Annotated in this window: 11 protein-coding genes; 4 read left to right on the top strand and 7 right to left on the bottom strand. The window is 72.5% G+C overall.

Annotation, left to right across the window (positions count from 1 at the left end):
* Positions 1-71: 71 nt before the first annotated feature.
* Positions 72-569 (bottom strand): transcription elongation factor GreA, encoded by a 498-nt coding sequence (gene greA, locus AC3EQ1_RS28290; protein WP_351515510.1) that lies wholly within the window; start codon positions 567-569, stop codon positions 72-74.
* A 232-nt stretch (positions 570-801) separates the two neighbouring features.
* Positions 802-1,215 carry a DUF4307 domain-containing protein gene (locus AC3EQ1_RS28295; protein WP_432097165.1) on the bottom strand — a complete coding sequence of 138 codons (414 nt, stop codon included), beginning with the start codon at positions 1,213-1,215 and terminating at the stop codon, positions 802-804.
* Positions 1,216-1,340: 125 nt separating this feature from the next.
* Here AC3EQ1_RS28295 and mca point away from each other — a divergent pair, with 125 nt between their 5' ends.
* Positions 1,341-2,213, top strand: coding sequence for a mycothiol conjugate amidase Mca (mca, locus tag AC3EQ1_RS28300; RefSeq protein WP_432097166.1), 873 nt, complete (start codon positions 1,341-1,343; stop codon positions 2,211-2,213).
* Positions 2,214-2,217: 4 nt separating this feature from the next.
* Positions 2,218-2,508, top strand: a complete 291-nt coding sequence (locus AC3EQ1_RS28305) for a hypothetical protein (RefSeq protein WP_432097167.1) — start codon at positions 2,218-2,220, stop codon at positions 2,506-2,508.
* A gap of 161 nt (positions 2,509-2,669) precedes the next feature.
* On the opposite strand, the gene AC3EQ1_RS28310 is transcribed toward AC3EQ1_RS28305, so the two are convergent.
* Together AC3EQ1_RS28310 and AC3EQ1_RS28315 are read right to left on the bottom strand one after the other, a co-directional pair.
* Positions 2,670-5,975 (bottom strand): tetratricopeptide repeat protein, encoded by a 3,306-nt coding sequence (locus tag AC3EQ1_RS28310; RefSeq protein WP_432097168.1) that lies wholly within the window; start codon positions 5,973-5,975, stop codon positions 2,670-2,672.
* 677 nt (positions 5,976-6,652) lie between these two features.
* Positions 6,653-7,375 carry an SDR family oxidoreductase gene (locus tag AC3EQ1_RS28315; RefSeq protein WP_432097169.1) on the bottom strand — a complete coding sequence of 241 codons (723 nt, stop codon included), beginning with the start codon at positions 7,373-7,375 and terminating at the stop codon, positions 6,653-6,655.
* 143 nt (positions 7,376-7,518) lie between these two features.
* Between AC3EQ1_RS28315 and AC3EQ1_RS28320 the strand changes: the two genes are divergently transcribed.
* Complete coding sequence (locus AC3EQ1_RS28320) at positions 7,519-8,502, top strand: helix-turn-helix domain-containing protein (protein WP_432097170.1); 984 nt, start codon at positions 7,519-7,521, stop codon at positions 8,500-8,502.
* A gap of 138 nt (positions 8,503-8,640) precedes the next feature.
* On the opposite strand, the gene AC3EQ1_RS28325 is transcribed toward AC3EQ1_RS28320, so the two are convergent.
* A complete protein-coding gene (locus AC3EQ1_RS28325; protein WP_432097171.1) occupies positions 8,641-9,060 on the bottom strand; it encodes a MarR family winged helix-turn-helix transcriptional regulator in 420 nt (139 codons plus the stop codon).
* Between the two features lie 96 nt (positions 9,061-9,156).
* Between AC3EQ1_RS28325 and AC3EQ1_RS28330 the strand changes: the two genes are divergently transcribed.
* Positions 9,157-9,984, top strand: coding sequence for an SDR family NAD(P)-dependent oxidoreductase (locus tag AC3EQ1_RS28330; RefSeq protein WP_432097172.1), 828 nt, complete (start codon positions 9,157-9,159; stop codon positions 9,982-9,984).
* Positions 9,985-10,082: 98 nt separating this feature from the next.
* On the opposite strand, the gene AC3EQ1_RS28335 is transcribed toward AC3EQ1_RS28330, so the two are convergent.
* Together AC3EQ1_RS28335 and AC3EQ1_RS28340 are read right to left on the bottom strand one after the other, a co-directional pair.
* On the bottom strand, positions 10,083-11,105 hold the full coding sequence (locus AC3EQ1_RS28335; RefSeq protein WP_432097173.1) for an ornithine cyclodeaminase family protein: 1,023 nt from the start codon (positions 11,103-11,105) through the stop codon (positions 10,083-10,085).
* Between the two features lie 95 nt (positions 11,106-11,200).
* Complete coding sequence (locus AC3EQ1_RS28340) at positions 11,201-12,430, bottom strand: PucR family transcriptional regulator (RefSeq protein ID WP_432097174.1); 1,230 nt, start codon at positions 12,428-12,430, stop codon at positions 11,201-11,203.
* Positions 12,431-12,677: the final 247 nt, after the last annotated feature.

Raw genomic sequence — 12,677 nt, forward strand, 5'->3', positions numbered from 1 at the left:
GGACATGACGAAGCCCCCGGCGCTCCGGCGCCGGGGGCCTCGTTCCGTCCGCGGGGGCGGCGCGGGCGCGCTCAGCCCTGGTACGGCTTGGCCTCGAGGATCTTCACCGATGCCTTGCGGCCGTTCGGCAGCTCGTACTCCGCGTCGTCGCCGACCTTCTTGTCGAGGACGCCGCTGCCCAGCGGGGACTGCGGGGAGTAGGTCTCGATGTCCGAGCTGGCGTACTCGCGGGAGGCGAGCAAGAAGGTGAGGGTGTCGTCCGGGTCGCCGTCGAAGGCGATGGTGACGACGGTGCCGGGGGCGACCACGCCGGTCGCGGCGGGGGCCTCTCCGACCTTGGCGTGCTCCAGCAGCTGGGTCAGCTGGCGAACCCGGAGCTCCTGCTTGCCCTGCTCCTCCTTGGCGGCGTGGTACCCGCCGTTCTCCCGCAGGTCACCCTCTTCCCGAGCCGCCGCGATCTTCGTGGCGATCTCGGTACGTGCGGGACCCGACAGGTACTCCAGCTCGGCCTTCAGCTGGTCGTACGCCTCCTGGGTCAGCCAGGTGACGTTGTCGCTGGTCTGGGTCACAGGTGCTCCTCGTCGGTACTGGGGATACAAAGCAACGCCCTACCCGGAGGGTTGCGCCTTCACCGGTGGGCGAAACCACGAGCCTAACAATTCCCTAGGAAAAGGGGGAGGAGGAAACGGTGAAAAACGCGTCAATGCAGGTCAGTGCGGGTGGGTGGCCGATGATCCGAGCCCGTGCGCCCAGTCGGCGCGGAGGGGGCCGAGCGGAGGGTGCACGGGCAGTCCCGGGCTGTCAGCCGGAGGCCGCCGACGCCGAGCAGTCGACCAGTTCCGTGGCCGTGGCACGCCCCGTCGTCCGGACCGTCGCGACCTTGTCCACGCGGCTCCGGCGCTCCTCGAAGCGGATGTCCTTGCGGCCCACCTCGCTGCCGTCCTCGGCCAGTGAGCGGACCGTGCAGACACCGTCCGTGTGCGCGTCCTTACGGACTTCGAGGTGGACCTCGACGGCCGAGTCCGTGACGACCTTGGACTTGATCACCTCGCCGCTGACGGCCTCGCCGGCGATGTAGGAGAAGCCCGACCAGCCGATCACCGCCAGCAGCGCCGTGCCCAGCACCGCACCGACGATCTTCAGGGTGCGGTCGGCGCGGGCGTCGGCGGAGCGGCCGTACCGCCCCTCCGGCAGCTCTGCGCGCGTGCCGCTCATGGTCGTTCCTCCCGCGATGTGGACCGCGGAATTTACGGCCCGTCGTTTCGGTCACTATAGAAGGCGCCCTCGCCAACCGTGGGAGAGGGCTGCGACCCATGACTTCAGGATCCGAGGATCGAGTCTTGACCGAGCAACTGCGATTGATGGCGGTCCACGCCCACCCCGACGACGAGTCGAGCAAGGGCGCGGCGACCATGGCCAAGTACGTGTCCGAGGGGGTGGACGTGCTGGTCGCGACCTGCACGGGCGGTGAGCGCGGCTCCATCCTCAATCCCAAGCTGCAGGGCGACCCCTACATCGAGGAACACATCCACGAGGTGCGGGCCAAGGAAATGGACGAGGCCCGGCAGATCCTGGGCGTCAAACAGTCCTGGCTGGGTTATGTGGACTCCGGGCTTCCGGAGGGGGACCCGCTGCCGCCGCTGCCCGACGGGTGCTTCGCGCTCCAGGACGTCGACGAGGCGGCGGGCGCGCTGGTGAAGCTGATCCGTGAGTTCAGGCCGCACGTGGTCACCACGTACGACGAGAACGGCGGCTACCCGCACCCCGACCACATCATGACCCACAAGATCTCCATGGTGGCCTTCGACGCCGCGGGGGACCCGGAGAAGTACCCGGGGACCGGGGAACCGTGGAAGCCGCTGAAGCTCTACTACAACCAGGGCTTCAACCGGCCGCGGACCGTCGCCCTGCACGAGGCGCTCCTCGCCCGGGGCATGGAGTCGCCGTACGGGGAGTGGCTGAAGCGCTGGAAGGAGTTCGAGCGGGTCGAGCGGACGCTGACCACGCACGTTCCCTGCGCCGAGTTCTTCCCGATCCGCGACAAGGCGCTGATCGCACACGCCACGCAGATCGACCCCGACGGGGGCTGGTTCCGCGTCCCGATGGAGCTCCAGCAGGAGGTCTGGCCCACGGAGGAGTACGAGCTCGCGAAGTCGCTCGTGGACACCTCCCTCCCCGAGGACGACCTCTTCGCGGGCATCCGGGAGAATTAGGCGCATGACCTCTGCGACCACTCAGCTCGCCATGACGCATCTCGTCCCGCTCGCCAAGGAGCTGGACGAGAAAAAGGTGACGCCCGGCGTCCTCGGCTTCATCGTCTTCGCGCTCATCGGCGGTGCGGTGTGGCTGCTGATGAAGAGCATGAACAAGCAGTTCACGAAGATCGACTTCGAAGAGGCGCCCGCCGCCTCCGCCGCGGGTGCCTCCGCCGCGGGCGGCGCCGCCTCGGCGGAGCGCACGGCCGACGCCTCCTCCGGCCGGTCGAAGGACAAGCCGAAGCAGGACTGACCGGCTGGTCGAAGGACGGGCCGGAGCGGGACTGACCGGCTGGTCGAAGGACAAGCCGGCGCGGGGCTGACCGGCGGGTCGGGCCCGGGTGCCTGGCCCGGCTGTCGGGCCCGGCCGGCGGCCCGGTCCCGACAGCCGGCTTGTCCGGCCCCGTCGTCGCGCTACCCCGGCGCCGGCCCCGGCTCCTGGCCCGTGGCTGCCACCGTCACGCCCATCACCTCCCGGGAGTGGCGGTTCGGCACCATGCCGAGCCGCCACGCCTGCCAGCCGGTCTCCGGTTCGACACCGCGCTCCAGGATCAGCGCGTACGCCTCCGCGCAGTCCTCCAGCTTCCCGTCGCGCATCGGATGCGCGTCCCGCAGCAGTTCGGCCAGCTCCTCCTGGGCCACCGCCGTACCGACCACCGATCCGCCCGGCGACGTCAGCGGCAGCAGCGTGCAGCGCAGGAAGCGGGACCAGTCCTCACCGCGCCGGTCCCCGTACTCCACGAACAGCCGGCCCGCCTCCTCGGTGAGGTCCAGGGCCTGCGCGGACCGGCCGTTGCCCGCGTCGATCACCGCGAGTTCGAGGCAGGACCACGCCTGTCCGTGAGCGACGCCCACCCGGTGGAAGTCCTGCCGGGCGTCCTGGAGCAGCTGTCGGGCGAAACCGCTGTTGAGCAGGCTCCCCGTCCGGGCCGCGCGCTGGTCACGGGTGACCCGGCCTGAGTGGTGCCGGGCGCAGGCCAGCCCGTAGGCGTCCCGCATGCGGCTGAACATCGTGCGGGCCCGCTCCAGCTCCCGGACCGCCTCGTCGTGCTCGCCCCGCTCCTCCAGGGCCTGGCCGAGGTAGTAACGGGTCCAGGCCTCACCCCGGGCGTCCTCGTTGTCCGCGTGCCGTGACAGTGCCTGCCGCAGCTGGTCCGCCGCGGTGCCCGCGTCGCCGTCCACCAGCCGGGCCCGCGCCAGCTCCGTGAGCGCCCAGGCCTCGCCCCGGCCGTCGCGGGTGCTGCCGTACTCCTCGAGGGCCTGCCGCAGCTCCCGCTCGGCGTCCGGGACGGCGCCCAGCCGCAGATGGACCTGGCCGAGCTGGAAGTGCGCCCACGCCTGGCCGTGCACGCTCTCGCTGCGTCGGTGCAGCTCCAGAGCCGTGTGCAGCATCTCCAGGGCTTCCGCGACATGAGCCCGGTCGCGCTCCACCGCCGCCAGGGCGTGCAGCGTCCACGCCCGGTCACCGCTCAGCTCCTCGCCCGTCTGCATGTCCAGGGCTTCCCGGAGCTTGGCCGCGGCCTCCGGAAGATTGCCCTGGTGGTGCAGGGTGATGCCGAGGTCCCGCAGCGCGCGGGCCGCGCCGGACGGGTGCTGGGCCTCGAAGTACAGATCCACCACGGACGACAGGGTCGTGCGGGCCTTGTCCAGCTCGCCGAGCTGGCGGGCCGCGACGCCGGTGCGCCACTGCACCGACCGCACCAGCAGCCCCCGGTCGGCGGCCTTCGTCAGGTCGCTCAGCTCGCCGAGCCGGTAGAGGTCGCCGCGGAGCAGGCAGTAGTCGCACAGCGCGCCGAGCAGGTGCAGCACCGCCGACTGGTCCACGTCCTCCGCGTGCCGCAGGGCCGCCGTGATGAAGCTCGACTCGTCGTCCAGCCAGCGCAGCGCCGCGTCGAGCGAGGTGAAGCCGTGCGAGCCCGCGGGACCGTGGGACACCAGGTCCGCCCGGGTCGACGTCTTGCCGTCCACCAGCCGGATCACCGAGTCCGCGAGCTCCGCGTAGCTGCGGATCAGGCGCTCCTGGGCCGCCGACCGCTCGGCCGGCTCCTCTTCGTCGAGGAGCCGGGCGTGGGCGAAGCGGCGCACCAGGTCGTGCAGCCGGTAGCGGCTGCCGCGCACGTGCTCGATCAGCCCGGCCCGGGACAGCGCGGTCAGCTGCCGTACGGCCTCCTGCTCGTCGGTGGCGAGCAGCGCGGCGGCGGCCGCCGCGCCCAGGCTGGCCCGGCCCGCCAGGGACAGCCGGCGCAGCAGTCTGCGCGCGGCCTCCGGCTGGTCGGCGTAGCGCAGACGCAGCGTCCGCTCGACCGGATCCGCCGCGGCGCAGGCCGCCAGATCGTCCGCCAGACCGCTCGGCGTCCGCGCACCCAGTGCGGATCCGGCGACCCGCAGTGCCAGTGGCAGCCCGCCGCACAGCTCGCGGATCCGGTCGCCCGCGGCCATGTCGTAGGGGCCCGCCGACTGCTCGGCGACCGCCTTCAGCAACTCCTCGGCCCCGGCGGCCTCCAGCGGCTCCACCGCCAGCTGGTGGACCCGGGCGGGGAACTCCGGCGGCAGGTCGAGCGGGGTGCGGGCGGTGACCAGCAGCAGGCTGTCCGAACGCTCCGGCAGCAGCACGCGCACCTGCTCCGGGTCGGACGCGTCGTCGAGGACGATGGTGACCGGCAGCCCCGCCACATGCTGGTGGTACAGCTCGCTCAGCCGCTTGACCTGCTGCTCCGGGGAGGACCGCTCCCGGAAGAGCAGCTGTTCGCGGGGCGCGCCCAGCCGGTTGAGCAGGTGCAGCAGGGCATCCCGGGTGGGCAGCGGGGGCTCCTCGGCGCTGTCCCCGCGCAGGTCCACGACGCAGGCGCCGCGGAACTGGTCGCGCAGATGGTGCGCGGCCCGCACCGCCAGGGTGGTCCGGCCGGCGCCCGGCGCCCCGTGCAGCACCACCACCGTCGGCACCGTCTCCGTGCTCGCCCGGGAGGCGTGCACCCATTGCGCGATCTGCAGCAGCTGGGCCCGGCGGCCCGCGAACGGGCCGTCCTCCTCGGGGAGATGACCGAAGGACTGCTGGAGGACGTTCCGCCGGAGCGCAGCCGCGCTCTTGTCGCCGCCGCGCAGCTGCGGCCCGCGGCCGGCTGAAGCCCCCTGGCCCCGCGCGGCGGGGATCCCGGCCCCGGTGTCCCGCCGCGTGGCCGCGGCGAGCATCCGCTGCTGGTCCAGGAACGGCCGGATCCCCCGCACCTCCAGCGCCGTCAGCCACTGCAGGCGCAACTGCTCCTCGCCGCCCGGTCCGCCGCGCGGCCCCGCCCGCCGGCGGGCCGGCGGCCGGTGCCCCGCCGTGCGTCCCAGCAGCACCGCGGCCGCGCCGCCCGCGACGGCCACCGCCGCACCGGCGGTCAGAGCCGTCCCGGCCGTGGTACCCGATCCCAGGTCCGCGCCGAACGCCGTCACCGCCGCCACCGCGGCCACCAGCGCGGGTGTGCCCAGCGCCCGGCCGGAGAACCGTTCGGCGGGCGGCCGTTGGCCGTCGGCCTCGTCCAACTCCCGCAGATACGCCTCGTACTCCTCGGCCGCCGACGCCGCCATGCCGTCCAGCGCTTCCTTGGCCCGCGCCAGCAGCACCGCCCCGTCCGTGCGGCCGCCGGAGCGCCGCACCTCCTCCTCGACGGCGCGGGCCAACAGCCGCTCCGCGTCCGCCCGGTGTCCCTTGCGCAGGACAGCCAGTGAGCCCGTCATGGGCCTCCCCCTCCACCAGTGGTCGTCGCCTACGGAAAGTCTTCCGCGTCTACGAGATTTCCGCGCACCCTGTGGATAACTCGCATGAACGGCTGGAGGGGAGAGGACGGGAGGCGTAGGGGAGGCGTCCGGCCCGCGGGCCCCGGAACGTCCCGTGCCGTAGCGTGAAGGCACGGCCCGCGCGGACCGGTCGGGCGGCGAGCGCCATGCGGGAGCCGGCGGACATACCGCCGGAGTCGGCAGGCTCCAGGCCGGAGTGGGAGAGCACACTGCCGGAGTCGGCAGGCTCCACGCCGGAGGCAAGCCTCACGCCGGAGGCAAGCCTCACGCCGGAGGCAAGCCTCACGCCGGAGGCAAGCCTCACGCCGGAGGCGGCAAGCTCCAGGCAGGAGGCGGCGAGCTCCCCAGGGAATCGGCGAATTCCCCATGGGAGGCGGCCCGTCCCGCGCGGCAAGGGAAGGCGGGCCCGTCGCCCGGGGCGACCGCCCGAGGGCCTGGGGCCCATTCGGCGCCACCTCCCGGAGGCACGCTACTTCCCAGAGGCAGCCGCCGTCCGCGGCACCACGACCGGTGACCCGGAGCGGTTCGGCTCCCGCGGTACCGCCGTCGCCCGGTTCCGCCCGAAGGGCAGGGACAGCGCCCTGTCGAGGGCGGCCGTCCCCGCGACGCCGTGCCGGTCAGCCCTCCTGGCCGGTCGCGGCGAGAACGATCTCGCGGATGGTGACGTTCTGCGGCTGGTGGTAGGCGTAGGCGATGGCCTCGGCCACGGACTGGCTGGTCAGGGCACCCCCGGCGGACTTCTTCCACGCCTCGTAGTCCTGCTTGATCCGCTCGTCGCTGGTGTGGGAGAGCAGCTCGGTCTCCACGGCGCCGGGGGCGATGGTCACCACGCGCACGCCGGAGGAGGCGACTTCCTCGCGCAGGTTCTCCGACATGGCGTGGACGGCGAACTTGGTGCCCACATAAGCGGTGTGGTTCGGGAAGGTCTTGCGGCCGGCGACGGAGCTGACGTTGATGATCGTCCCCGTGCCGCGGGCGAGCATGCCGGGAAGGACGGCGCGGATGCCGTACAGCACGCCCTTGATGTTCAGGTCGATCATCCGGTCCCATTCCTCGGCATCCTGGTCCGCCAGCCGGCTCAGGAGCATCGCCCCGGCGTTGTTGACGATCGCGTCCGCCGGCCCGAACCGCTCCTCGGCCTCGCGCACCGCGGCCTGGAGCGCGTCCCGGTCGGTGACGTCGACCTTGCGGCACAGGGTCTCGGGCAGACCGAGCTCCTCCAGCTTCTCCAGCCGCCGGGCGAGCAGCAGCAGCGGGTGGCCCTGGGCCGACAGGAGGCGGGCGGTGGCCGCGCCGATGCCGGAGCTGGCACCGGTGATGACGATCAGGGGCTTGGACATGGTGGTCCCTCTCAGGAACGGATACGAAGGGGGGCACCACCCAGGAGACCATCACGGGGACCACTCCGGACGCCTGGAAAGGGGGTTTGTCAGGCCCCCCTTCCACCGCACCGCCGTGGCACGCGCCCGCCTACGCTGAGGGGATGAGCACGTCAGCGGGGCGTGAGCCCAACCTCGAGCTGCGCGACTTCCTGCGCTCGCGCCGGGCCCGGACCAGCCCCCACCAGGCCGGCCTGGGTCCGGACACCGGCCGTCGCCGGGTGCCGGGACTGCGCCGTGAGGAGGTGGCCCGGCTGGCCGGCATCAGCGTCGATTACTACGTGCGGTTGGAGCGCGGGCGCAGCGCGAACGCCTCCGCGCAGGTCCTGGACGCCATCGCCCGCGCGCTGCGCCTGGACGCGGCCGAGCACGCCCATCTGTTCGACCTGGCCTGCCCCCGGCCGGGTTCCGCCCGCCGCCGCGCGGTGCCGCCGCAGCGCGTGCGGCCCGGACTGCTGAGGCTCCTCGACTCCCTGTCCGACATCCCCGCGATGATCATGGGCCACCGGCTGGACGTGCTGGCCGCCAACCCCCTGGCCAAGGCCCTGTACACCGACTTCGACGCGCTGCCGCACCGCGACCGCAATCTCGCCCGGTTCATCTTCCTCGACCCCGCCGCCCGCGACCTGCTCGCCGACTGGGAGACCGCGGCCCGCGGCACGGTGGCCGTCCTGCGCCTGTACGCGGGGCGCCACCCGCACGACCCCCGCCTGACCGAGCTGATCGGCGAGCTGTCCGTGCACGACGAGGACTTCCGCCAGTGGTGGGCCGACCACGACGTTCTCCAGTACACCCACGGCACCAAGCACTACCGGCACCCCGTCGTCGGCGAGCTGGCCCTCGACTACGAGACCCTCCCCCTGCCCGACGACCCGGACCAGGCCCTCTACCTCTACACCGCCGAACCCGACACCCCCTCCGCACACGCGCTGCGCCTGCTGGGCAGCTGGGCGGCGACGGATCCCACGGCCGGGCGGACGCCGCACCCCATGCCGCACCCCACGCCGGACACCGGGGCCACCGCACGCCCCGGCCGCCCGGACGACGCCGCCGGCGCACCGCGCAGCGGCACCGGCCGCGACCGCTGACCTGCGGGCCCGGCCCACTCGCGCGTGCCGGACGCGCCGGGCATGCAAGGTGACGTGCCCGCATCAGTCACTGTGCCCGCATGAGTCACCCCTCACGAGGCGCTCGCCACGCTGAGCACGGCTGCCCGTCGGCGGGCGTCACGCGTCCAGGACCCCTTGCAGCAGCTCACGCAAGAACTCGCGCCGCTCCGTGCTGAGCTGGGCCAGCGGGGCGGCGGCGAAGGGCATCCGGGCGCGAAGGTCGGCGACGACGGCGCGGCCTGCCTCGGTGGCGGCGACGCGTTTGACGCGGCGGTCGCCCGGATCGAGGCTGCGCTCGGCCAGACCGCGGGACTCCAGCCGGTCGATGATCGCGGTCACGTTGGAGGGCTCCGCGTGCAGCCGGTCGGCGATACGGCGTGTCGGGACCGGCTCCTCGGCGGCGAGCAGCGCCTTGGCCTGGAGCGGGGTCAGCCCGTGCGCGGTCGCGGCGGCCTCGGCCTCCTGGGTGTAGCGGCGGGTGATGGCCGCGATGAGGCCGACGACCTCCACGGTCAGCTCATCCGGTGCATGGGACATGCCGTTCAGTCTACCGATGTATTTGACAACGTGAAATATCTGGGCCCATAGTTATGCCCAACCTTAGTTATGATTCATAAGTAGATGGGTCCGAAGATGAGCACCAGCACCAAGACCGTCCTGATCACCGGAACCTCCTCCGGCATCGGCCTGGCCACCGCCGTCGCCGCCGCGCAGAGCGGCTGGCACGTGATCGCCACCATGCGCGACACCACCAAGGCGGGCGCGCTGCGGGCGGCGGCCGAGGAGGCCGGAGTCGCCGTCGACGTCCGGGCGCTGGACGTGACCGACCCGGCCTCGATCGCGTCCTGCCTGGCCGGTCTCGACCGGCTGGACGCCCTGGTCAACAACGCCGGCGCGGGCCACCTCGGCACCCTCGAGCAGGAGAGTGTCGAGGACGTGCGGGCCGTCATGGAGGTCAACTTCTTCGGCGTGCTGCACGTGACGAAGGCGGCCTTGCCCCTGCTGCGGGCGAGCAAGGGCCGGGTGGTGACCGTGACCAGCGTGGGCGGCGTGATCGGCCAGCCCTTCAACGAGGCATACTGCGCCGCCAAGTTCGCGGTCGAGGGCTTCATGGAGTCCCTCGCGCCGGTTGCGGCGACGGCCGGCGTGTCCGTCAGCGTGGTCGCGCCGGGTGCGGTGGCCAGCGAGTTCGTCAGCAACGTGGGTGTCCGCGACGACGTCCTGGAGCAGGCCGGACCGTACGCCCCCGCGCTGTCCGCCTATCTGGACCGCACCCGCGGCGCCTTCGCGCACGCACAGACGCCGCAGGACGTGGCAGCGCAGATGGTCGAGCTGCTGGCGGCCGAGCGGCCCGCCTTCCGGGTGCTCCCCTCGGACGCCGCGCGCGCCTTCGCCGAGGCGAAGCTCAAGGACCTCGACGGTGCGGCGGTGCAGACGCTGACCAACGGGTGGGTGGCCTAGGAACTCCGGCAGGGCGGTGCCCCCGCTCGATCCGGCGGCGGTTCGGCGGGCAGCGGCACAGTGGAGCGGTGCTCCCGTGGCCGCCGCCCGCCCGGAGGTCAGAGGGGGAGCCGCAATCCGACCCCGCGCTCCAGCGCGTGGTGCAGGATCGCGTGACCCACCGCGATGTCGCAGACGGCCATGCCGATGTTGCTGTTGACGATGATCTCCTCGGCGCTCTCACGGCCGGGCTTCACCCCGGCCAGCACCTCGCCGGTCTCGGCGGCGATCTCGGGCAGGCCGTCGGGGAAGTACCCCATCGACGCGAACAGCTCGTGCTCCTCGACGCTGTCGACGATGTACCGGTCGGCGCGCCGGGACGTGCGAGGGTCCCAGAAGGTGTTCAGGTCGCACGGGAGGATCGTCTGTCCGGCGGTGACCCACGCGTCCTTCACCACCGCGAGCGGCTCCCGGAGGATGACCGTCGCCGAGCTCAGGACTTCCGCACTCTTGGTGACCGCCTCGGCCGACTCGCCTTTGACGATCCGCACGTCCAGTTCGGGCTGCAGTTGCGCGATCAGGGCATCCGCGGCGGCCTCGTCGGTGTCGTGGACGTGGACTGTCTCCAGGCCGGGCATCGCCAGAGCCGCGTAGCGGACGTGTTCCCTGCCCTGCACGCCGCAGCCGAACATCCCGAACGTGGTGGCGCCGGGGTGCAGCGCCGCGGCGGCCAGGACCGTCACCGCCGGGGTGCGCATCGCGGTCAGCCACGCCGAGTCCATGACGGCCAGCGGCACACCGGATTCCACATCGTTGAGCACCAGGAGCCCGGTGGTCTGCGGCAGACCGAACCTGGGCGGGTTGTCCGGGTAGCACCCGATCCACTTCGCGCCCACGATCCCCGGCCCCGGCAAGTAGGCCGGCATGGCGTGGTAAAAGACGTTGTCGTACGGGTGGACACCGATCTTGGCCGGCATCTCGTAGCGGCGGTGACCGTGCTCGACCAGGGCCCGGCGGGTCAGCTCGATCATGGCGTCCCGCGTCAGTTGCAGGTGTTCGACGTCCTGCCGGGACAGGTAGAGCAGCTCCGAGCCGAGCTTCAGCCGGTCAGCGATGCGCTGTCGGTCCGTGGGGAAGGTCATGCGACGGGTCCTTCACGATCGATCCTCACCCGGGGCCGTCCCTCCGGGTTCCGCGCAGTCTCCGGCCGCCCGGCCCCCGTCGGCATCGTCGCGTGTCAGGAACTTTCCCGCCGCTTTTCCTCTCCTTGTAGCAGGGCCGGGATGTTGCTGTTGAGGAGGTGCTGCATTTTGAGGCCCAGGTGGAGGGTCAGTCGGTCGTGGCCGTTCTTGAGGTTCCAGCCGGTTCTGTTCTCGATCCGGGCGAGGCGGTAGTAGAGCGTCGTCCGGTGGATGTTCAGCTGTTCGGATGCGGCGGTGGTGTCGCCGGCGGTGTCCAGGAACACCTCGGCGGTGCGGGCCAGGGAGTCGGTGCGGGTGCCGGCGCCGAGTTCGGCGATCTGCGGCGGTACCGCGAGCTCCGGGGAGGTGATTGCGGTGAGCATGAGGGGGCCGTAGACGCCGGTGTCGCGCCAGGGGAGCACGGGTGGGAACTCCGGCAGTTCGGCGGCGGCGAACGCGGCCAGTACGGCCTGGCGGAGGAGGTCGGGAGCCTGGTCGAGCCGGCCGGTGTTGCTGACGCCGACGACGACGCCGTCGTCTTCCGCGTTCCGCTGCCGCACGCGCCGCCGTATTTCCTGGGCCCACCATGCTGCTGCGCGCTCGACCCCTTCTCGGCCGGTGAGGAGGACTGCACCGCGACCGTCGACCGTGGCCGGGAGTGCCCGGGCCGGTGGCTCGTCGCTGCCGCGGGTGGTGGTGTCCGTGATCACGGCGGCGAGGGTCCGGGGGTCGGTGGTCGCCCCGGTTGCGATGACCGCGATCTCGTCGTGCGGGCCGAGGAGTCCTTGGTCGATGAGGTCGTGTGCGGCGCGCGCGGAGGCCTCGCCCCTGGTCAGGAGGGCGGTTGCCAGAGCCCGGTGCCGTTGTTCCTCCTCGCTCGCCTGGAGTGACCGCTCCCGGAGCGGCGCGGACAATTGGGTCACGCAGTCGCTGACCGTCTCGTCGAGGCGGTCTGTGTGGGTGCCGATCAGCCAGAGGTAGCCCAGCAGTTGTCCGTGGTCACGAATCGGGTGGCAGCGTCGTTCCTTGAGTCCGAGCGAGGGGTGGGCGGGGATCGAGCGGGGCGCATCGGCGGTGGCGATGCCGAAGCTGTTGAGGTATTCGGCGGCGGGGGCCGGCAGCTGCCGGGAGAGCACCACGTCGATGCGGAGTTCGTCCTCGTCGCCGTAGTGGCGGCTGCACGCGATGAGGCGGCCGCGCTCGTCGTCCACGGCGACCGAGTGCCGGATGCGGGCGGCGAGCGAGTCCACCAGCCGCTGGATCACGTCGGTGCAGGTCAGGGCCACGGCGACTCCCGCTACGGATGAACGTCGTACACAGGTGCAACATAGCCCCTGCCGCCCGGTCGGCGTGCAGTGCACGGTCAGTGCCGGGCCGATTCTCCTGGTCATGAGCCCGGTGGCCTTCGGCGGCGCCGGAGCGGGCGGCTACCGCCGGTCCCGATGGCTGGCCGCGACCTCGCTGATGGTGGAGCCGCGCTGTGCCCTCTCCGCGAAGCCGGGGGACTGCCGGCGAGGGCGCTGAGCCGGCCCG

This window comes from Streptomyces sp. bgisy100 (genome assembly GCF_057709105.1).

Bases quoted from the DNA above. Each gene is read 5' to 3' on its own strand.
- AC3EQ1_RS28295 (WP_432097165.1), bottom strand. From the start codon at position 1,215: ATGAGCGGCACGCGCGCAGAGCTGCCGGAGGGGCGGTACGGCCGCTCC.
- AC3EQ1_RS28305 (WP_432097167.1), top strand. From the start codon at position 2,218: ATGACCTCTGCGACCACTCAGCTCGCCATGACGCATCTCGTCCCGCTC.
- AC3EQ1_RS28310 (WP_432097168.1), bottom strand. From the start codon at position 5,975: ATGACGGGCTCACTGGCTGTCCTGCGCAAGGGACACCGGGCGGACGCG.
- AC3EQ1_RS28315 (WP_432097169.1), bottom strand. From the start codon at position 7,375: ATGTCCAAGCCCCTGATCGTCATCACCGGTGCCAGCTCCGGCATCGGC.
- AC3EQ1_RS28320 (WP_432097170.1), top strand. From the start codon at position 7,519: ATGAGCACGTCAGCGGGGCGTGAGCCCAACCTCGAGCTGCGCGACTTC.
- AC3EQ1_RS28325 (WP_432097171.1), bottom strand. From the start codon at position 9,060: ATGTCCCATGCACCGGATGAGCTGACCGTGGAGGTCGTCGGCCTCATC.
- AC3EQ1_RS28330 (WP_432097172.1), top strand. From the start codon at position 9,157: ATGAGCACCAGCACCAAGACCGTCCTGATCACCGGAACCTCCTCCGGC.
- AC3EQ1_RS28335 (WP_432097173.1), bottom strand. From the start codon at position 11,105: ATGACCTTCCCCACGGACCGACAGCGCATCGCTGACCGGCTGAAGCTC.